Origin of the sequence: Curtobacterium herbarum (genome assembly GCF_016907335.1) — a bacterium.
Taxonomy (GTDB): Bacteria; Actinomycetota; Actinomycetes; order Actinomycetales; family Microbacteriaceae; genus Curtobacterium; species Curtobacterium herbarum.
In genome coordinates this window covers 349,225-369,644 of sequence record NZ_JAFBBT010000001.1, presented here as the reverse complement: position 1 = coordinate 369,644, position 20,420 = coordinate 349,225, and the positions used below count along the sequence as shown (strand labels likewise).

Sequence of the window (20,420 nt, the reverse complement as noted above, 5' to 3'; positions counted from 1 at the left end):
ACGGAACGACGGGAGGCGCGATGCCAGCCGGCACCGCGCCTCCCGTCGTAGGGATCCTGCGACTACTTCGCCGCGACGACCTCGCGCAGCAGCGCCGCCGTCTCGGACGGCGTCTTGCCGACCTTGACGCCGGCGGCCTCGAGCGCCTGCTTCTTCGCCTCGGCGGTACCGGCGGAACCGGACACGATCGCGCCGGCGTGGCCCATCGTCTTGCCCTCCGGCGCGGTGAAGCCCGCGACGTAGCCGACGACCGGCTTGGTGACGTGCGCCTTGATGTACTCGGCCGCGCGCTCTTCGGCGTCGCCGCCGATCTCGCCGATCATGACGATGGCCTCGGTCTCAGGGTCGGCCTCGAACGCGGCGAGCGCGTCGATGTGCGTCGTCCCGACGACCGGGTCGCCGCCGATGCCGATGGCGGTCGAGAAGCCCAGGTCACGCAGCTCGTACATCATCTGGTAGGTCAGGGTGCCCGACTTCGACACGAGACCGATCGGGCCCTTGCCGGTGATCGTCGCCGGGGTGATGCCCACGAGCGACTCCCCCGGGGTGATGATGCCCGGGCAGTTCGGCCCGATGATGCGGGTCTTCGCGCCGAGGGCCTTGGCGTGCGCCCAGAACTCGGCGGAGTCCTGCACGGGGATGCCCTCGGTGATGACGACGACCAGCGGGATCTCGGCGTCGATGGCCTCCATCACGGCGTCCTTCGCGAACGCCGGCGGCACGAACACGATCGAGACGTCGGCAGCGGTGGTGTCGATGGCTTCGCGCACCGAGCCGAAGACCGGCAGTTCGACGTCGCCGTGGGTGACGGTCGTGCCGGCCTTGCGGGCGTTGACACCGCCGACGACCTGCGTGCCGGCCTTGAGCATGAGGGCGGTGTGCTTGGTGCCCTCACCGCCCGTGATGCCCTGGACGATGACCTTGGAGTCCTTGTTGAGGAAGATCGACATGGTCAGTCCCTTCAGGCCGCGGCAGCGGCGAGTTCGGCGGCCTTCTCGGCCGCGTCGTCCATGGTCGCGGCGACGGTGACGAGCGGGTGCGCTGCCTCCGCCAGGATCCGTCGGCCCTCTTCCACGTTGTTGCCGTCCAGGCGGACGACGAGCGGCTTGGTGGCCGCGTCGCCGAGGATGCCCAGCGCGGCGACGATGCCGTTCGCGACGGCGTCGCAGGCGGTGATGCCGCCGAAGACGTTCACGAAGACGCTCTTCACCTGCGGGTCGCCGAGGATGACGTCGAGGCCGTTGGCCATCACCTCTGCCGAGGCGCCGCCGCCGATGTCGAGGAAGTTGGCGGGCTTCACGCCGCCGTGGCGCTCACCGGCGTAGGCGACGACGTCGAGGGTCGACATGACCAGCCCCGCGCCGTTGCCGATGACGCCGACCTGGCCGTCGAGCTTGACGTAGTTCAGGCCGTGGGCCTTCGCCTTGGCCTCGAGCGGGTCCTCGCTGGCGGTGTCCTCGAGCGCCTTGTGGTTCTCGTGCCGGAAGTCGGCGTTCTCGTCGAGGGTGACCTTGCCGTCGAGTGCGACGATCTGGCCGTCACCCGTGCGGACGAGGGGGTTGACCTCGACCAGGGTGGCGTCCTCGCCCGCGAAGACGTCGTAGAGCTTCACGAACACGCCGGCGACCCGCTCGACGAGTTCGTCGGGGAAGCCGGCCTGGCGTGCGATGGCCTCGCCCGCTTCTTGGTTGATACCGGTCAGCGGGTTCACCTCGACCCGGGCGAGCGCCTCGGGCTTCTCGACCGCGAGCTGCTCGATCTCCATGCCGCCCTCGACGCTGACGAGCGACAGGTACGAACGGTTCGCACGGTCGAGGAGCACCGAGAAGTAGAACTCCTCGGCGATGTCGGCGCCCTGGGCGACCATCACACGCTGCACGGTGTGGCCCTTGATGTCGAGGCCGAGGATCGCCTGCGCGTGCGCGAAGGCCTCGTCCGGGGTCTTCGCGACCTTGACGCCGCCGGCCTTGCCGCGGCCGCCGACCTTCACCTGCGCCTTGACGACGACCACGCCGCCGATCTGCTCGGCTGCGGCCTTCGCCTGCTCTGGGGTGTCGGCGATGATGCCCTGCAGCACAGGGACGCCGTAGGACTCGAAGAGGTCCCTGGCCTGGTACTCGAAAAGATCCACGCTGTTCTTCTTCCCGCACGGTTCGTGCGATCGGCATCGGTCATCGGGTCGCAGCACTCTCCATCGAGGGTCGCTCGATGTCGAGACAACGGCCGCGTCCGAGCCTAGCGCCGGCAGGTGGACGGACGGTTCCGCCGCCGGGAACCTGTGGAGAACCACCGCGGCGACGCTCCGGCGAGCCCGACGGGAGAAGGCCGAGGGGGGGGGGAAGGCCGACGGGGGAAGGCGCGGTCGCTCGACCACCCGTCGGCGACCGCGCTCCACTCCCCCGAGCACGTGCAGTAGACACCGGGAGGGTGACCCGTCGGTGTCCACCGGGTGAACGGCGCGCGAACCGGCCACGATCCGCCGGACGACGCCCCGGCGGCGCCCACCACGACCGGACGCGTCCCCCGGGCGCCACGGAGACTCCCACCGGCACCGGGGTAGCAAGGACCGGTGGGCAGGTCCACACCGCGCAGCTCGGGGCCGCCCACCACGCACCACCACGACGACCGACAGGAGCGACCATGTCCGACCCCGGAACCACCCCAGGCGACGCGTTCAGCGACGGCGTCAGCGACTCCGACGACACGGGCCGCGCCGACGACGTCGACCGCGAGTACGTCGGCGGCTTCGAGACCGACGACGCCGACGAGGCACTCGAGACCGTGACGAACGACGCCGTCGCCGGCGAGACCGTCGAGCCGCAGCTCGGTGACGGCACCGACGACGGGCCCACCGGCGGCGCGCCGAACGAGGGCGCCCCGGACATGTGGGAGCACGGCGACGACCGTCCCGACCTCGGTGGCGACCTGGGCATGAAGCCGCTCTGAACGGATCGGACGACCCTGAACCGATCAGACGACACTGAGCCGATCAGAGCACCGACCGTGACCGGACGACGGACGGGAGGCCCGGAGCGCGACGTGCGCCGGGCCTCCCGTCCGTCCCCTGGTCACGACCAGGGCGACCGCGACCCGGCGCTCCGCCGGTTCCTCGCCGACAGCACGCCTGTCGTGGCGGGCGGCCGCGCGATCCTGCTGCAGATCGCCGACCCGGTGGTGGCGGCGGGTGTCCGGCGCCACTCGGACTTCGCGCGTCGCCCGCAGCAGCGCCTGGCACACACCCTGATGTACGTCTACGCGGTCGTGGTCGGCACCCCCGCGGACGCTGCCGTCGCGGCCGCGTTCGTGACGCACGCGCACCGGCCGGTGACCGGCGCCGACGACCCGGACCGGCAGCTGTGGGTCGCCGCGACCCTCGTGGACTCCGCGATCCGGACGCACCGCCTGCTCGGCAGCCCCGTCGACGACGCCCGGGCCGAGGACGTGCTCCGGGCGTACATGCCGATCGCGACCGCACTGCGGGTCCCGGCCGAGCGCTGGCCGGACTCGATGCCCGCGTTCGAGCGGTACTGGGCGTCGGCGCTCGCGCAGCTCCGCGTCACCGACGACGCCCGCGGTGTCGTCCGCGACCTGCTGCACCCGCGGTTCGCGCCGGCGTGGGTACGCGTCGCGATGCCAGTGGTCCGGGTCGTCACGGTGGGGATGCTGCCGGCGCCGGTCCGGACGCAGTACGGCTTCCCGTGGGGCCCGCGGGAGGTCCGACGCTTCCGCCGGACCGTGGCGGGCCTCCGGCTGCTCCGCGCGGTGCTGCCCGGTGCGCTGCTGCGGCTGCCGGGGCCGCTGCTCATCCGGGCCATGCACCGCACCGCCCGCCGGTACCCGGCGCGCTGAGACAGGTCCGACGGCTTTCTTGTCACAGCGACAAAAACCGTGCTACGGTCGGGTCATGGCAGTCGAACTCAGCACCCGGACCCGCTCCGGCCAGCCGACCACCCCGACGTTCACCACCATGCGGTTCCCCGCCGGTGAAGCACACGTCAAGGTCGCCGCCGGTCCCGACGAGTCGGCGGACACCCCCGCGACCCACACACCGGCGGCAGACCTCGTCGAGGTCGCGACCCTCCGCGGCACGAGCGGCGACGACCTCCTCATGCTCGGCATGTGGGCGGACGCGGTCCGGCAGCGCGGCTCCCGCTCCGTCGCCCTGGTCCCGTACCTGCCCGGTGCCCGCCAGGACCGGGGCCTGCCGTTCGGCGCGAAGGTCTACGCGGACGTCCTCAACGGGTTCCACATCGACCAGGTGATCGCGTTCGACCCGCACTCGCCGGTCATCGTCGGCCTGGTCGAGAACCTCACCGTGGTGGCCAGCGACCGCATCGTCCGCGACGAGGTCGTCGGCGCACCCGGCACCGAGCAGCGCTACCAGGGCATCATCGCCCCGGACGCCGGCGCGGTCGCCCGGGCCACCGCGACCGCCGACGCCTGCGGCCTGCCGGTCTACCGCGCCGGCAAGCACCGCAACCCGGACACCGGCAAGCTCGACGGCTTCAGCTGCGAGCCGCTGCCCGACACCGGCCGGTTCCTGGTCGTCGACGACATCTGCGACGGCGGCGGCACCTTCATGGGCCTCGCGGGCAGCACCGGACTGCCGAAGGAGCGCCTGGGCCTCTGGGTCTCGCACGGCGTGTTCTCCGGCCGGGCCGCACAGCTCGCCGACCACTTCGGCGAGGTCGTCACCACCGACTCGTACCCCGCGCAGAACGCCATCGAGGGCCTGCGCACCGTCCCCCTGACCCCGTACCTCACCGAGGAGATCCGATGACGAACACCACGAACACCACCACCGGCCTCGAGCCGCGCATCACCACCGCCAGCCCGATCGCCCCGCTCCTGGCCGTCGACGGCTACAAGCACTCGCACCGCCAGCTCTACCCCGAGGGCACCACGCGGATCCTCATCAACTGGACGAACCGGTCGAACGCCCACATGCCGGACTCGACGCACGCCGTCGTCTTCGGGCTGCAGGCCTTCGTGCAGCGGTACCTGGTCGAAGCGTGGGCGTCGTTCTTCGCCGCCGACGAGGACCTGGTCTGCGACCTCTTCCAGCAGGCGCTCGAGGGCTACTTCGGCCCGAACTCCATCGGCGTCGACCACGTCCGCGCCCTGCACCGGCTCGGCTACCTGCCGCTCGAGATCCGCGCCCTGCCCGAGGGCACCCTCGCCCCGATCGGCGTCGCGACCCTGACCGTCGAGAACACCGTCGACGCGTTCTCCTGGCTGCCGAACTACATCGAGACCGCCCTGTCGGCGTCGATCTGGCACCCGTCCACCGTCGCCACGAAGGCGCTGGAGTACCGGGACCTGATGGAGGAGTGGGCCGAGCGCACCGGCGCCGACCCGGCGAGCATCGACTTCGCCGCCCACGACTTCTCGTTCCGCGGGCAGACCAGCATCGAGTCCGCCGCCGCGTCCGGCGCCGGACACCTGCTCTCGTTCCTCGGCACCGACTCGATGCCGACGCTCGACCACATCGCCCGCTACTACCCCGGCGACAACGGCTGGGTGGCGGCGAGCGTGCCGGCGACCGAGCACAGCGTGATGTGCGTCCGCGGTGCCGACGGGGAGCTCGAGACCTTCCGGCAGATCCTCGACGTGTACCCGACCGGCGTCGTGTCGGCGGTCAGCGACGGCTTCGACCTGTTCAAGGTCCTGACCGAGGTGCTCCCGCAGCTCAAGGACCGCATCACCGCCCGCGACGGCAAGCTCGTGATCCGCCCCGACTCCGGCGACCCGGTCGACATCGTCACCGGCACCGTGCACGGCGTCGACGAGGCCGAGCTCTTCGCCGCCGACCGCAGCGACGAGCAGAAGGGCGTCGTGGAACTGCTCGACGAGCTGTTCGGCCACACCGTCAACGAGCGCGGCTACAAGGTCCTCGACCAGCACATCGGCGTCATCTACGGCGACAGCATCACCCTCGACCGGGCCCGCCGCATCTACGAGCGTCTCGCCGCGAAGGGGTACGCCAGCGACAACGTGGTGCTCGGCATCGGGTCGTACACGTACCAGTTCATGACCCGCGACAACCTCGGCAGCGCGGTCAAGGCGACCTGGGCACTGGTGAACGGCGAACCGGTCGACATCCAGAAGGACCCGAAGACCGGCAGCGGCAAGAAGAGCGCGAAGGGCCGCATCGCCCTGCACCGCGACGCGACCGGCGAGATCCGGCAGACCGACCAGGCCACGCCGGAGGACGAGGCGACCAGCCTGCTCCAGCCGGTGTGGGTCGACGGGCGGTTCACGGTCCTCCAGTCCTTCGCCGACGTCCGCGAGACCCTCCGCCGCGAACGGGCCGACCGCGCCGCCCGTCGCGCAGCTGCCGCCGGCACCGACCCGGTGGCGGCGACCGCGTGACCGGGGCCGCCCCGGCGGCGGTCCGCGACCAGCCGCTCATCGCCGTGGACGTCGTCCTCGTCGCGTTCGACGGCGCGGGTAACGCAGCGGGGCCGGGCGGTCTCCGGGTCGCCACCGCCGGGCGGCGGTACGAACCGTTCGTCGGACGGGAGGCCCTGCCCGGCGTCCTGCTGGACGGTCCGGAACTCCTCGCCGACGGTGCGCGACGCGCCCTGCGGACCAAGACCGGGGTGGACGCGGCGGCGGTCCGGCACCTCGCCCAGATCGGCGCGTTCGACGGACCCGAGCGGGACCCGCGGAGCGCCGCGATCAGCATCGCGTTCCTCGCCGTCACCGCCGGGTCGACCCCGGTGGACGACGCCGTCCGGTGGCACGACGCGGCGGACCTGCCGCTCGGACTGCCGTTCGACCACGACCGGATCATCCAGGCGGCGCTCGACCACGCCCGGACCCGGCTCTGGTCGGACGGGCCGCTGACCAGGGCGCTGCTCGGCGAGCGGTTCACCACACCGGACGCCGCACGGCTCGTCGTCGCCCTGACCGGGGTGACGCCGGACGCGGGCAACCTCAACCGGGCGCTGCGGACGAACCCGGCGCTGACCCGCCTGGACCCCGCGACCCGGCCGGTCGCCCGGTCCGCGGCCGGGCGGGCGGGTCGTCCCCCGGCAGCCTGGACGTGGACGGGCTGAGCGCGGTTGAGTGGGGGCATGTCTGCTTCGCTGTCCGGGGACGATTCCCTGCACCTGCCCGAGTTCGACGCGCCTCCGGCATCACCGCTCGACCTCGCGCGGCTCTGGCTCGACCAGGCCGGTGACCACGAGGTGTCCGAGCCGCTGTCGATGACGCTCGCGACCGCGGGCGCCGACGGCCGGGTCAGCGCCCGGACCGTCGACGTCAAGCGGATCGAGGACCGCGGGCTGGTGTTCGGCACCTCCGCCGAGAGCCCGAAGGGCCGCCAGCTCGCCGAGAACCCGCACGCCGCCCTGCAGGTGTACTGGCGCGAGACGATGCAGCAGCTCCGCTTCGAGGGCCGGGTCGTGCAGCTGTCCGCCGAGGAGTCCGACGCCCTGTTCGCCGACCGGTCGCCGAAGTCCCGCGCCGCCACCGCGATCGCCGACCAGTCCGCCGTGCTCGAACCGCGGACGCTGCAGGACCTCATCGACGACGCCAACGAGCTGCTCGCCGACTCCGACGACGACGTGCCCCGGCCGGCGGAGTGGGACGCGTGGCGCCTGGAGCCCGACACCGTGGAGTTCTGGCACGGCAGCCGCGACCGGATGCACCGCCGCCTGCAGTACGTGCACGCGGACGGCACCTGGACGGCGACGCGGCTGCAGCCGTAGCCGCGCGGCGGGCGGTCCGACACCGGACCGCCCGCGCCGCGTCAGCCGCGCCCGATCGGGTTGGGCATCTCCCCCGCCCGGATCAACGACGACGACTGGTCCGCCAGGTCGACCATCGACAGGGTGTTCCGCAGCTGCAGCCGGTTCAGGCACGAGTGCGCGAACGTCGGCGCGCGGAGGTCCAGCGGGCGACGCCGGTCCGGGTGCTCCGCCGCGTGCCGGTCGATGCACGCGCCGACGAGCTCCCAGAACGCCGACTCCGGCAGCACCCCGTCGTCGTCGAGCACCGCGGCCAGGAACCGCAGCACCCCGTCGAAGACGTCGGTGTGCACGGCCAGCGCCGCCTCGTCGTCGTCGACCGGGTGCACGATCCGCCCGATCGACTCCGGCACCGGGCGGTCCTCGTGCACGCCGAGGACCGCGACCTCCTCCCCGATGTCCTTCATGAACGCGCCCGTCACGACCGCGTCGCGGACGACGAGCACCAGGTTCTCGCCGTGCGGCATGAACGCCAGGTCGTGCACGGTCAGGCAGTGCACCACCGGCCGGAGGTACGCGTCGAGGTACCGGCGGACCCACTCGGCGGGCTCGAGACCGGAGGCACGGACGAGCTCCGACGCCACCGCGTGCCCGTCGGCGTCCCGGTGCAGCAGCGCCGCCATCGTCAGCAGGCGCTCCCCCGGCTCGGTCCGCGGTACCGGGCTCTCCCGCCAGAGCGCGGCGAGCATCTTCCGCTGCGGCGACGCCACGTCGACCCGGTGGTACGCGTCCCCGGTGTACCCGATCGCCGCGTGTTCCCGGAGCACCCGGAAGCCGGCCGCCCGCAGGGTCGGGTCCGCGGCGACGAGCTCGGCCACCCAGTCGTTCACGGCCGGGGTCGAGCGCATGTACGCCGGCGACATCCCGCGGAGGAACCCCATGTTCTGCACCGCCAACGCCGTCTTGACGTACGAGCGCTCGGGCCGGGACCGGTTGAACGCCGTCCGGATCGACTGCTGCGGCTGGTACGTGTCCGGCCCCTCGCCGAGGTCGACCAGGTCCTGGCGACCGAGGTCCGGCGCGAAGGTCACCGCGATCCGGTGCTGCCACTGCCACGGGTGCACGGGCAGCCAGACGAAGTCGGCCGGGTCGAGTCCACGGCGGCGGAGCGTCTGCCGGAAGCGCTCGACGGTCTCCGGGTCGAGTTCGTCCGCCCAGTGCTCGGCCTCGGATCGGTCCGCGGCGAGCGCCAGGTGCGTGTGCGCACGACGGGCGGCGAGCCACCGGTAGAGGAAACGTCCGCCGGACTCCGGGGCGTAGGCGCGGTACTCGTCGAGGCCGAACCCGATGCGGCCGTTCGCAGCGACGAACGCCGGGTGCCCCTCGGTCATCGCCGCCTCGACGTCCTGGAAGCCCGCGACGACGTCCCCGTCGGACCGTCCGCGGGCGAGCTGTCCGGCGGACGGACCCCCGCGGCGGTGCTTGGCGGCGGCGCTGGCGAGGGTGGAGGCGACCTCCTCCAGGTAGGTGCCGACCAGGGCGTCCGGGATCCCGAGGACGTCCCGGAGTTCCAGGACCAGGTCCTGCGCGTCGAGCGGGACCGGCTGCCCGTCCGACCCGGTGGTCCGGGTGAGCGATGCCTCGTCGATCGACCAGTGCTCGAGCGCGTGCCGTCGGGCGCGGAACCGGTACCGCGAGGCGCCGGTGTCGAGCAGCCAGCCGTCCCCGTCCGGCCGGGGCGTGACGAGCCGTTCGTGGGTGAACTCGGCGATGGCCTTCGCGACGAGGTGCCGTTCGGCGACCGCCAGGTGCTCGGGTCGCAGGTGTGCGGCGGGGCCGTCGTCGTCCGGCTGCCCGATCCGCTCGGTGTCCAGGACCGAGAGCAGCGCCCGTTTGCCGTCGACGTCGACCTCCCGCAGCACCCGGAACCCCACCTCGGCGTTCTTCGCCTGCACGGCCGTGTTCCGGACGTCGGGTTCGACGACCACGCGTCGGGCACCGAGGGCGTCCCGGCAGTGCTCGACGACGGTCCGCATCACCGCGCTGGTCAGGCCGTGCACCCGGCCGTCCACGGGCGGCGGTGCGACGAGCAGGTGCATGCCGACGTCGCCGGACCGCGCCGGCCACACGTCCGTGAGCAGCACGAGCGCCGGGTCGTACGTCTCGACGTAGGCACACGGGTGTCCGTCGCGGACGACGAGCCAGCCGTCCTGCGCCGGGTCCGCGGCCACCGCCTGGAGGTACCGGCGCACCTCCACCACGTCGGCCTGCTGCATGCCCCACCACGACGACGCCAGGTGCGCCAGCCAGGACTGCACCAGGGCGGCGTCCCGGTCCGGGTGCACCGGTTCGACGGACAGGAGGCCCGGGGTCGCGTCCGCGCTCATGCGGACGCCGCCTCGTGCCCGGCCCGCACCGAGGCGGGCAGGCCGAACTCCTGGAAGGCGATCCGGGCCTCCAGGCCGTAGACCTCACGCCCCGTGACGGAGCGGATGATCGAGGCGTTCCGCCACGCCCCCATGCCGAGGTCCGGTGCGGTCAGCCCGTGCGTGTGCTCCTCGGCGTTCTGCACCCAGATGCGGCCGCCGAGGGTGTCGACGTGGTGGTCGCGGGCGACGGCCAACCGGCCTCGGGAGTCGCGCTGGACCAGGTGCTCGACCGGGTCGAGGAAGCGCGGCGGACGCGGGGTGTACCCGGTGGCCAGGACGACGCGGTCGACCTCGTGCTCGTACGTCTCGCCGAGCTGCTCGTGCCGGAGAGTCAGGCGGTACGTGTCGCGGTCCGCGTCCCAGACCGCGTCGGTGACGCTCGTCTCGGTTCGGAGGGTCGTCGGCACCGGGCCGCGGGCGCTGATCCGGTAGAGGGTGTCGTAGACCTCGCTGACCAGGTCCGTGCTGATCCCCTTGTACAGGCTCCGCTGCTCGCGACCCAGGCGGTCGCGGACGGACTCGGGCAGGGCGTGGAAGTGGTCCGTGTACTCGGGGCTCGTCATCTCGAGCGTGAGCTTGGTGTCCTCCATCGTGAAGAACCGCGGCGACCGGGTGACCCAGTCGAGCCGGTACCCGCCGTCGCGCAGCCCCTCGAGCAGGTCCAGGTACACCTCGGCCGCGGACTGTCCGCTGCCGACCACGGCGATCGACCCGGCGCTCCGGAGCGCGTCGCGGTTCGGCAGGTAGTCGGCGGAGTGCACGACCGGCCCGGCCAGGTCGCGGAGGGCCGCGGGCACGGACGGTTCGGTGCCGACACCGACGACGACGTGGCGCGTCCGACGGACCTCGGTGCCGGTGGCGGTCTCGGCGTGCACCGTGAACAGGTCCGTCGTGGGGTCGTGCTCCACCGCGGTCACCCGGCGACCCCAGCGGAGGGTGTCGAGCCGGTCCGCGGCCCACCGGCAGTAGGCGTCGTACTCGGAGCGCAGGGGGTGGAAGTCCTCGCGGATGTAGAAGGGGTACAGGCGCCCGGTCTCCTTGAGCCACGCCAGGAACGAGAACGGCGAGGTCGGGTCCGCCATCGTGACGAGGTCGGCGAGGAACGGCACCTGGATCGTCGCGCCGTCGAGCATCATGCCGTGGTGCCAGGCGAAGCCGTCGGCGGCGTCGAGGAACACGGCGTCGACGTCGTCGAGCGGGGCGGTGAGGCACGCCAGGCCCAGGTTGAACGGGCCGATGCCGATCCCGATGACGTCGTGCACGTGGTCGGTCGTGGGGGCGGTCGGGCTGACGCTGGCGCTCATCGGTTCGCTCCGGTCGTCGTGGTCGGTGTCGTGGCTCGGCGGAGGCCCTCGGCGGTCGCGACGACGTGGTCGAGCGACGCCTGCACCTGCTCGCGGGTCGTCGCCGGGTTGAGCAGCGTGAGCTTGTTGCACGGCTGCCCCGCGATCACGGTCTTGGCGATGAGGACCCGCCCCTCCGCCAGCAGCGCGGCCCGGAGCGGCGCCACCATCGCATCGGCCTCGTCGTCGGTCACGCCGGCCGGCTGCCACCGGAACAGCACCGTGCTCAGCTGCGTCGGGGCGACGAGCTCCAGGTCCGGGTGCGCCTGCACCAGCGCGTGGGTCGCCTCGGCCAGGTCGATGACGGCGTCGAACGCGGTACCGATCGCGTCGGCGCCGGAGGCCCGCAGCGTCGCCCAGAGCTTCAGGGCGTCGAACCGGCGGGTGGTCTGCAGCGACTTGTCGACCTGGTTCGGTTCGGCCGCGTCCTCCGGGTTCAGGTAGTCGGCATGCCAGGAGGCGCGGCGCAGGTCCGCCGGGTCCCGCACGACGAGCACGCTCGACGACACCGGCTGGAAGAAGGACTTGTGCAGGTCCGCCGTGACGCTCCTGGCCCGTTCCACGCCGTCGAGGAGGTGCCGTCGGGTCGGCGAGACGAGCAGCCCGCACCCGTAGGCGGCGTCGACGTGCAGCCAGACGCCCTCCAGGTCGCAGACGTCCGCGATCGGGGCCAGCGGGTCGATGACGCCGCGGTCGGTCGTGCCGGCGGTCGCGACGACGGCCATCGGGGTGCGGCCGGCGGTGCGGGCGTCGGCGATCGCCCGGGCCAGTGCTGCCGGGACCATGCGACCTGCGGGGTCGGTGCGGACGTCGACCACCGCGGAGTCGGGCAGGCCGAGCAGCCGTGCGGACTTCTTGACGCTGAAGTGGGTCTCGGCGGTGCAGAAGAGGGCGAGCGTGTCGAGGGCGGCCGAGGTGCCGGTCGCCGCGGTGTCCGTCGGGTCCGTCGCTGCTTCGCGGGCCAGCAGCAGCGCCTGCAGGTTCGACTGGGAACCGCCCGAGGTGAAGACGCCGTCTCCGGCCGCGAACCCGATCCGCCGCGCGAGCCAGTCGACCACGTGCCGCTCGATGTCGGTGCCGATGCGGGACTGGTCCCAGGTGTCGACCGACGGGTTCACCGCGGCCAGGACGGCCTCGGCGGCGACCGCGGGCAGGGCGACCGGGCAGTTCAGGTGCGCGAGGTAGCCGGGGGTGTGGAACCACACCGCTTCCTGGACGAACAGCTCGTCGAGTTCGGCGAGTGCACGGTCGGTGCCGATCGCCGGGGCGTCGAGGTCGATCGCGCCCACGCGGCGGTGCAGCTCCGCGGCCGGGGTGCTCGTCGTGGGGAGGTCGGCGGTGGCGATCCGGGCGGCGAGCCGGTCGACCGTCGCGCCGACGGCCTCCCGGTAGTGCTGGGCGGAGTCGGGACTGATCATGTCGAGTGGAGTCACGTTAGGTGAGGCTAACCTTACCTCTGCTTCTTGTCACCCGTCCGGGGGTCCGGGCGTGGCGGACGCGAGCAGCCCTCGACAGCAGCACCTGGCGGTAGCGTCGGACCATGTCGGCCGCAGCACGCCCCACCGTCCGGACCGCCGTCGAGCAGGACGCACCGCGGATCGCCGACGTGCACGTGCAGGCCTGGCGGGAGGCCTACGCCCACCTGCTGCCCGCCGCCTTCCTCGCCTCGCTCGACCCCGTCGGGCGCACCACCCGGTGGCGGCGCGTCCTGGCCGACCCCGACGTCACGGTCGCGGTCGCGGAGCAGGACGGCGTCCTCGTGGGATGGGCGACGGCGGGCCCGGGGCGCGACGAGCACCCCGTCCGCAGCCGCGAACTCGAGGGCATCTACGTCCTGGCCGCCGCCTACGGGTCCGGGGCTGGGCAGATGCTCCTCGACTTCGTGCTCGGCGACGTACCGGCGTACCTCTGGGTCGCGGACGACAACCCCCGCGCGCAGGCGTTCTACGCCCGGAACGGGTTCCGGCGCGACGGTGCGACCAAGACCGAGCACCTCGGCGACACCCCGCTCGTCGCGGCGCGCATGGTCCGCTGACGCAGGCGCCAGACAGGCTCAGCCGCCCGGGCCGCCCGGGACGCCCGGGCCGGGCGTCCCGGGCCGGGCGGGACGACCCCGCTCGGGTGCCGTCTCAGGCGATCATGAACTCCCCGGGCTCCAGCGCGCGGCCGACGATCCGGACGTCCCCGATCGAGCCGACGAAGACCTGGTCGAGCACGCCGCCGTAGCGGTACCCGCCGAGCAGCCAGGGCTTGCCGACGGTGCTCAGCCCGCGGTTCCGCGTCGACGGGTTGCGCACCACCGGGCACCCGTCGACGTACATCACGGTGTGCGACCGGTCGTTCACCACCGCGACGTGCCACCACTGCCCGAGCGGCAGCTCGTGGCCCCAGTTCGTGAGCGACCCGTCCTGACTCGCCGGGTAGACGCACCACTGCAGCTCCCGGTCGCCGGACAGGCTGAGCGTCACCGCGGGTTCGTCCGGGTCGCCGTCGCTCGACCGGGCCTTGCCGACCTGCCCCGCACTCGAGTACTGGGACAGCAGCGCGCTGAACCCGTTCGCACTCGGGTCGAACGTGGTGGGCAGCGAGAAGAACGCCTCGATCGTGTACCCACCACGGAAGTGCTCCGCGTTGATCGGCGCGGCGTCGAGGGTCTGCAGGTGCTGACCGCCGGGTTTACCACCCTGCAGCACGAGGCTGCCCGCCCCCGGTTGGTCGGGGTGGTGCGCGTTCGACCAGCGCAGCGCCCCGGCGACCGCGCCGGTGCGGGCCGCCACCAGCAGGTCGTTCCCGTGGCCGCTCTGGTCGCGGACCCGGGTGGACGACGCGAGCGCCGCGCCGTCGGCGTTGCCGTCGAACCGCCAGTACGCGAGCGTCCCGGGCACGAGCATGCTCGCCGCCGGACGGGAGGCCCGTGGTGCGACCGGCGCGAACCCCGCGAACCGCGCGTCGAAGTCCACGGCCATCGTGAAGCGGTCGACGTCGCCGCTGAGTCGGAGCTCCTGCGCGGCCAGCTCGTTCGTGTCGTCGAGCCCGCCGCCGAGCAGGAACGGCGACAGCGTCTCGACGTCGATGACGTTCCGCTCGAGGTCGACGTGGTACAGCCGGATCATCGCCGCACCGCCGTAGTACCGGTTCTGGTAGTTCGTCAGGTGCAGTTCGACGTCGTGCCCGGCCGCGTTCTGCTTCGTGGTGCGACCCGGCCCCCAGTAGTGCCCGTTCAGGGTGAGGAACACCTGGTCGTGCTGCGCGATGAAGGCGTCCCAGAGCTGCTGCCCGTAGGCGTCGAACGCGGCGCCCCCGGTCGGGTCCGAGTCGACGAGCGTGTGGGTGGTGAGGATCACGGGCGTGTGCGGTCGGGCGGCCAGCACCGAGCTCGCCCACGCCAGACCACCGGCACTCGTGTGCCAGTCGAGCGCCAGCACGATCCACTCGCGGCCGCCCGCCGTGAACCGGTGCGCACTGTTGTAGCCGTCCGGGCTCGACCCGATCCAGCTCGGGGACCGCCGGAACCGCTGCGGACCGAACACGTCCAGGTACGGCGTCCGGCCACGCTGGTCGTCCGTCGACGAATCGATGTCGTGGTTGCCGGCGAGGACGCTGTACGGCGCTCCCGCTCGGTCGAGCACGTCGAAGACGGAGCCGGCCGCCTGCATCTCGGACGCCGCGCCGTTCTGCGTCAGGTCGCCGAGGTGCACGAGGAACACCGTGTTGTGCCGGGACTGCTCACGGACGACGTACTCGAGCGACGCACGCATCGGCGCCTCGTCCACCGCCGCGCCGTCGAACATGTACTGCGTGTCCGGCATCACCGCGAGGGTGAAGCGGGGCGACGTCGTGTCCGGCCGCCAGCGCCCGGTGTGCCCCGTGGACGCGACCGACTGCGCCGCGTGCGCTGCTGCACCCGGCCCCGCGGCCGCCGTGCCGGACAGCGGGTCGGCGACGGCCGGTGCGCTGCCGAGTCCGTTGGCGGCGGCGAGACCGGCCGCACCCGCCAGACCCGAGCCGACGAGGAAGCCCCGGCGCGAGACCGGGGGACGAGCGGGGTCACGAGGAGTGTTCTGCACAGACCCGGACGGTAGTGACCGGCGGGGAACACCTCGGGGCCGCCCGGTGAACGCCAGGCGAGCCGAACCCGCCAGTCCGGTGGAGACCGGTGAGGACCCCTACAGCTTCTCGATCGGGGCGATCTTGATGAGGAGCTTCTTCCGCCCCGCGGTGTCGAACGCGATCTCCGCGATCCGCTTCGCGCCCTGACCGGTCACCGCCGAGACGGTCCCCTGCCCGAAGTCGACGTGTGCGATCCGGTCGCCCGCAGCGAGCTCCATGTCCCCGTTGTCGCGGACCTGCCCCGAGACCCGGTTCGCCCACTCGGTCTTCGGGCGGGTCTTCGCAGCCGCAGCAGCGCGGTCGTAGGACCCACTGCCCCAGCCACCACCGCCGCGGTAGCCACCACCGCCGCCGCCGCCGCCTGCGCCACCGAACCCGCCGGCGCTGCCGCCGTCACGTCGGGCGTTGATCGCGCGGGGCTGCGTGCCACCGCGGCTGTTCGCCATGCCGGGCGACTGCTTCCACTCGATGAGCCCCTCGGGGATCTCCTGCAGGAAGCGGGACGGCATCGCCACGTTGACGTCACCGAACTGCGCCCGGGTCATCGCGAGCGACAGGAACAGGACCTTCTTCGCGCGGGTGATGCCGACGTAGAACAGGCGGCGCTCTTCCGAGGGCCCACCCGGCTCGTTCGCGGACATCCGGTGCGGCAGCAGGTCCTCTTCGACACCGGTCAGGAAGACGGCGTCGTACTCCAGGCCCTTCGCGGTGTGCAGGGTCATCAGGGACACCGTGCCGGACGAGTCGTCGAGCTCGTCGGCCGCGGCCACCAGCGAGACCTCGGTGAGGAAGTCGGACAGCGTGCCCTCGGGGTTGTTCTTCTGGAACTCCCGCGTCACGGCCACGAGCTCGTCGATGTTGTCCGCACGGGCGGCGTCCTGCGCGTCCGGCGACTTCCGGAGCTGTTCGAGCAGCCCGGACCCGTCGAGCAGCTGCGTCAGCGTGTCGACGACCGGCTGGTCGGCCGCCTTGGCGGAGACCTCGTCGAGCAGCGCCGCGAACCCGGTGATCGCCGTCCGGACCTTGGGCCCGAAGCCGAGGTCGTCCGCGTGCCGCAGGGCGTCGCGCAACGAGACCTCGTGCTCGTCGGCGTACCGCTGCAGGGTGGTCTCGGTGACGGCACCGATGCCGCGCTTCGGCACGTTGAGGATGCGGCGGAGCGACAGCGGGTCGGCGGGGTTCGCGACGGTGATCAGGTACGCCATGGCGTCCTTGATCTCGGCGCGCTCGTAGAACTTCGTGCCGCCGAGCACCCGGTACGGGATCGCGGCGCGGATGAAGATCTCCTCCAGCGCACGGGTCTGCGAGTTCGTCCGGTAGAACACCGCCATGTCGCGGTAGTCCATGCCGTCCTCGTGCAGGCGCTGGATCTCGTCGGCGACGAACTGGGCTTCGTCGTGGCCGGTGTACCCGGTGAAGCCGACGATCTTCTCGCCGGCGCCCACGTCCGTGAACAGGCTCTTCGCCTGCCGGTCGAAGTTGTTCGCGATGACGGCGTTCGCGGCGTCGAGGATGTTCTGCGTCGAGCGGTAGTTCTGCTCGAGCAGGATGACCTTCGAGTTCGGGAAGTCCCGCTCGAACTCGACGATGTTCCGGATGTCCGCCCCGCGGAAGGCGTAGATCGACTGGTCGGAGTCGCCGACGACGGTCAGCGACGCCGGGGCGATCGTGCCGTCGGTCTCGCGCATCCGGGCGACGTGCTGGCCGGAGTCCTCGAGCTTGTCGACCTGCTCGACCGGCACCGGACGGGTGAGCTCGCGGATCAGGGAGTACTGCGCGTGGTTGGTGTCCTGGTACTCGTCGACCAGGATGTACCGGAACCGACGCTGGTAGAGCGCCGCGACGTCGGGGAAGGCCCGGAACAGGAAGACCGTCTGGCCGATCAGGTCGTCGAAGTCGAAGGCGTTCGCCCGGCGCAGGTCGTTCGTGTACCGACGGAACACCTCGGTGAACATGACTTCTTGCGGGTCGCTCGCGTTGATGTTGCGCGCGTAGGTGTCGATGTCCTGCAGCTCGTTCTTGAGCTTCGAGATCTTCGAGGCCGCGGCACCGACGGTCAGCCCGAGCGTGTCCGCCTCGAGGTCCTTGATGATCCGCTTGAGCAGCGCTCGCGAGTCCGCGGAGTCGTAGATCGTGAACGACTGCGGGAACCCGAACCGTTCGGCTTCGCGCCGCAGGATCCGCACGCACGCCGAGTGGAACGTCGAGATCCACATGCCCTCGGCCGCCTGCCCGACCAGCGCCTGGACCCGCTCGCGCATCTCGGCCGCGGCCTTGTTCGTGAACGTGATCGCGAGGATCTGCGACGGCCAGGCTTCACGGTTCGCCAGGAGCAGCGCGATGCGGCGGGTGAGCACGCTCGTCTTGCCCGAGCCGGCACCGGCCACGATGAGCAGGGACTCACCGCGGTACTCGACGGCTTCCTTCTGCTGGGGGTTCAGGCCCGCGGTGAACGGGTCTTCGTAGGCACGGTCACCCGCACCCGGGCCACCGGAGCGGCTGGGCGTCGGGTCGGAGGGGTCGAGCACGATCGTCATGTCCGAGACAGTCTAGGCGCGACCCCCGACGTCCGACCGGGCCCGGACGGCCAGGTCCGCGTGGTCCGCGAACACCCCGTCGACCCCGGTCCGGAGCACCGATGTGAACCACCGCTCCCAGTCGCCGAGCGCCGCCAGGTCCCCGCCGCGGCGGAGGGCAGCGGGCAGGAACCGGTTCTCCGGCCGCAGCGTCCACGTGTAGACCGCCAGGTCGACCGCGTGCGCGCGGTCGACCACGTCGCTCCGCACCGGACCAGGGTCGTCGACGGCCCGGGTGTCGACGCCCGCCATCAGGGTCGGCAGGTCGACGCTGATGCCGTGGAACTCGGTCGCGAGCCGCGCGAGCGCGGCGTCGGTCCGCTCGGCGGCGTAGGTCGGGGCGGCGGAACCGGCGGCGGCGACCTCGTCCGCGGCCGCACCACGGGCCTCCTGGAGGTACACCAGCCGACCGCCGGTCCCCTGCTCGGCGACCTGCCGGAGCACGCCCTTCTCGAACGACTCGACGGTCAGCCGGTCGTCGCCGCGCCAGCCGGCGGCGCCGAGCGCGCCGTCGAGGAGCGAGGCCATCGGGAACCCGGCCGCGGCGAACGCACTGGCGTGCTTCACCTCGGCGACCAGGCCGACCGGTCGCGGGGCGGCGTCCAGGATCGCGAGCAGGTCCTCCAGGCGCAGGACCGCGTCCTCGCCGTCGTGCTGCCGGGAGGCGCGGCGCAGCTCCGGCAGGCGCTCACGGGTCCGCAGGGTGCGCACCTCGTCCCACGTGAAGTCCTCGGTGAACCAGCCGGTGAGCCGGTGCCCGTCGATCGTCTTCGTGGTGCGACGGTCGCGGAACTCCGGTCGGTCGGCGACGTCGGTCGTGCCGGAGACCTCGTTCTCGTGCCGGAGGACCAGGACCCCGTCCTTCGTCGGCACCAGGTCCGGTTCGATGGCGTCCGCACCGAGCTCGATCGCGAGTTCGTACGCACTGCGGGAGTGCTCGGGGCGGTACCCGGAGGCTCCGCGGTGGGCGATGACGAGCGGCTGCATGCAGGCGACGATACGGAGCGCGGGTGAACACGGCGCCCGTCGTCCCCGCTGCAGTCACGGACGTTCAGCGAGCGTGCGGAGTTCCCACGGTGGACCGACAGCGACCGTCAATAAGCTCGCGCGCAGGAGCACGGACGCCGGTTCCGCTTCCCGCGGATCCCCAGCCATCGGACCCTGACGGCCCGTAGGCTGTGAGGACACGAAGGAACGGCACCGCCGCACTCCGTCACGAGCCCACGATCCGATGCCACCCGGGTACCGGATCCACGACTCCACACCAGAGGAAATCAGAGGACACCATGGCCTTCAAGCCCGGTTTCGACCAGTCCCCCGCCTTCAACGACGCGGGCCGGAACGCATGGGGCGCCGGCTCGAACGCACCGCAGGGCGCCTACCCGCAGCAGGGGTACCCGCAGGCCCCGTACGGCCAGACGGGCTGGGGACAGGCGCCGCAGCAGCCCGGCATGTCGCCGGACCAGCTCCGTGACATGTACGACCGCCCCTCGGCCGACAAGGTCGACACCGGTCGCATGTCGTACGAGGACACCATCGTCAAGACGCTCCTGGCGTTCGGCGTGCTCATCGTCGGTTCGGTCGCCGGCTGGAACCTGCCGCCGGTCGTCTGGATCGTCGGTGCGATCGTCGGGTTCGTCCTCGCCCTGGTGAACACGTTCAAGAAGAAGCCGTCGCCGGCACTCGTGCTGGCGTACGCCTTCTTCGAGGGCCTGTTCGTCGGTGGCATCTCGCGCATGTACAACACGATGTGGGACGGCATCGTCACGCAGGCGGTGTTCGGCACCCTCGGTGTCTTCGCCGTCACGCTGCTGCTGTTCTCGTCCGGCAAGGTCCGTGCGACGCCGAAGCTGACCCGGTTCTTCCTGGTCGCGATGGTCGGCTACATGGCCTTCTCGCTCGTCAACATCGTGCTCATGCTCACCGGTGTGACCCAGAGCGCATTCGGTCTGCTCGGCGTCACGCTGTTCGGCATCCCGCTGGGCGTCCTGATCGGCATCTTCGTGGTGCTGATGGCGGCGTACTCGCTGATCCTCGACTTCGACCAGATCAAGACCGGCGTCGAGCGTGGCGCTCCCCGCGTCTACGCGTGGACGGCGGCCTTCGGGCTCATCGTCACGCTGGTCTGGCTCTACCTCGAGATCCTGCGCATCCTGGCGATCGTCGCGAGCAGCTCGCGCAACTAGCGTCCTGACACGGAGGGCCCCGGCTTCGGCCGGGGCCCTCCGTCGTTCCCCGCCGCGGGCCGCCGGGCGGCGGGCGGTCGGG

At 72.1% G+C, this 20,420-nt stretch carries 16 protein-coding genes; 8 read left to right on the top strand and 8 right to left on the bottom strand.

Annotated elements, in window-relative coordinates; genetic code table 11:
* Nucleotides 1-62: 62 nt before the first annotated feature.
* A complete protein-coding gene (sucD, locus tag JOD51_RS01885; RefSeq protein WP_204606790.1) occupies nucleotides 63-950 on the bottom strand; it encodes a succinate--CoA ligase subunit alpha in 888 nt (295 codons plus the stop codon).
* Nucleotides 951-961: 11 nt separating this feature from the next.
* Nucleotides 962-2,131, bottom strand: coding sequence for an ADP-forming succinate--CoA ligase subunit beta (gene sucC / locus JOD51_RS01880; protein ID WP_204606789.1), 1,170 nt, complete (start codon nucleotides 2,129-2,131; stop codon nucleotides 962-964).
* 509 nt (nucleotides 2,132-2,640) lie between these two features.
* Here sucC and JOD51_RS01875 point away from each other — a divergent pair.
* The 6 genes from JOD51_RS01875 to JOD51_RS01850 are packed head-to-tail and all read left to right on the top strand — an operon-like array spanning nucleotide 2,641 to nucleotide 7,715.
* Complete coding sequence (locus tag JOD51_RS01875) at nucleotides 2,641-2,946, top strand: hypothetical protein (protein WP_204606788.1); 306 nt, start codon at nucleotides 2,641-2,643, stop codon at nucleotides 2,944-2,946.
* 57 nt (nucleotides 2,947-3,003) lie between these two features.
* Nucleotides 3,004-3,849: an oxygenase MpaB family protein gene (locus tag JOD51_RS01870; protein WP_204606787.1), complete on the top strand. Its 846-nt coding sequence runs from the start codon at nucleotides 3,004-3,006 to the stop codon at nucleotides 3,847-3,849.
* Nucleotides 3,850-3,904: 55 nt separating this feature from the next.
* On the top strand, nucleotides 3,905-4,780 hold the full coding sequence (locus JOD51_RS01865; protein ID WP_204606786.1) for a phosphoribosyltransferase family protein: 876 nt from the start codon (nucleotides 3,905-3,907) through the stop codon (nucleotides 4,778-4,780).
* Complete coding sequence (locus JOD51_RS01860) at nucleotides 4,777-6,372, top strand: nicotinate phosphoribosyltransferase (protein WP_204606785.1); 1,596 nt, start codon at nucleotides 4,777-4,779, stop codon at nucleotides 6,370-6,372. The genes JOD51_RS01865 and JOD51_RS01860 overlap by 4 nt, the downstream gene beginning before the upstream one ends.
* On the top strand, nucleotides 6,369-7,061 hold the full coding sequence (locus JOD51_RS01855) for an NUDIX hydrolase (protein ID WP_204606784.1): 693 nt from the start codon (nucleotides 6,369-6,371) through the stop codon (nucleotides 7,059-7,061). The genes JOD51_RS01860 and JOD51_RS01855 overlap by 4 nt, the downstream gene beginning before the upstream one ends.
* 18 nt (nucleotides 7,062-7,079) lie before the next feature.
* Nucleotides 7,080-7,715: a pyridoxine/pyridoxamine 5'-phosphate oxidase gene (locus tag JOD51_RS01850; protein ID WP_204606783.1), complete on the top strand. Its 636-nt coding sequence runs from the start codon at nucleotides 7,080-7,082 to the stop codon at nucleotides 7,713-7,715.
* A 41-nt stretch (nucleotides 7,716-7,756) separates the two neighbouring features.
* On the opposite strand, the gene JOD51_RS01845 is transcribed toward JOD51_RS01850, so the two are convergent.
* From JOD51_RS01845 to JOD51_RS01835, 3 genes are read right to left on the bottom strand one after another with little or no spacing between them, the layout of a single operon-like run.
* Nucleotides 7,757-10,081 carry a GNAT family N-acetyltransferase gene (locus JOD51_RS01845; RefSeq protein ID WP_204606782.1) on the bottom strand — a complete coding sequence of 775 codons (2,325 nt, stop codon included), beginning with the start codon at nucleotides 10,079-10,081 and terminating at the stop codon, nucleotides 7,757-7,759.
* The gene (locus tag JOD51_RS01840; RefSeq protein ID WP_204606781.1) at nucleotides 10,078-11,427 is read right to left on the bottom strand and encodes a lysine N(6)-hydroxylase/L-ornithine N(5)-oxygenase family protein; all 1,350 of its coding nucleotides are present in this window, start codon (nucleotides 11,425-11,427) and stop codon (nucleotides 10,078-10,080) included. The genes JOD51_RS01845 and JOD51_RS01840 overlap by 4 nt, the downstream gene beginning before the upstream one ends.
* Nucleotides 11,424-12,899 carry a pyridoxal-dependent decarboxylase gene (locus tag JOD51_RS01835; RefSeq protein WP_307839367.1) on the bottom strand — a complete coding sequence of 492 codons (1,476 nt, stop codon included), beginning with the start codon at nucleotides 12,897-12,899 and terminating at the stop codon, nucleotides 11,424-11,426. Before JOD51_RS01835 ends, JOD51_RS01840 begins: the two co-directional genes overlap by 4 nt.
* A 107-nt stretch (nucleotides 12,900-13,006) precedes the next feature.
* On the opposite strand from JOD51_RS01835, the gene JOD51_RS01830 reads away from it, so the two are divergent.
* Entirely contained in the window at nucleotides 13,007-13,501 is a 495-nt protein-coding gene (locus JOD51_RS01830; RefSeq protein ID WP_204606780.1) for a GNAT family N-acetyltransferase, read from the top strand.
* A gap of 94 nt (nucleotides 13,502-13,595) precedes the next feature.
* Here the strand turns inward: JOD51_RS01830 and JOD51_RS01825 are convergent, their stop codons facing one another.
* The 3 genes from JOD51_RS01825 to JOD51_RS01815 form a co-directional block, all read right to left on the bottom strand.
* Entirely contained in the window at nucleotides 13,596-15,533 is a 1,938-nt protein-coding gene (locus JOD51_RS01825; protein ID WP_204606779.1) for a LamG-like jellyroll fold domain-containing protein, read from the bottom strand.
* 99 nt (nucleotides 15,534-15,632) lie between these two features.
* Complete coding sequence (locus JOD51_RS01820; RefSeq protein WP_204606778.1) at nucleotides 15,633-18,113, bottom strand: ATP-dependent helicase; 2,481 nt, start codon at nucleotides 18,111-18,113, stop codon at nucleotides 15,633-15,635.
* Between the two features lie 12 nt (nucleotides 18,114-18,125).
* On the bottom strand, nucleotides 18,126-19,139 hold the full coding sequence (locus JOD51_RS01815; RefSeq protein ID WP_204606777.1) for a glycerophosphodiester phosphodiesterase family protein: 1,014 nt from the start codon (nucleotides 19,137-19,139) through the stop codon (nucleotides 18,126-18,128).
* 299 nt (nucleotides 19,140-19,438) lie between these two features.
* On the opposite strand from JOD51_RS01815, the gene JOD51_RS01810 reads away from it, so the two are divergent.
* Nucleotides 19,439-20,338, top strand: coding sequence for a Bax inhibitor-1/YccA family protein (locus JOD51_RS01810; RefSeq protein ID WP_204606776.1), 900 nt, complete (start codon nucleotides 19,439-19,441; stop codon nucleotides 20,336-20,338).
* Nucleotides 20,339-20,420: the final 82 nt, after the last annotated feature.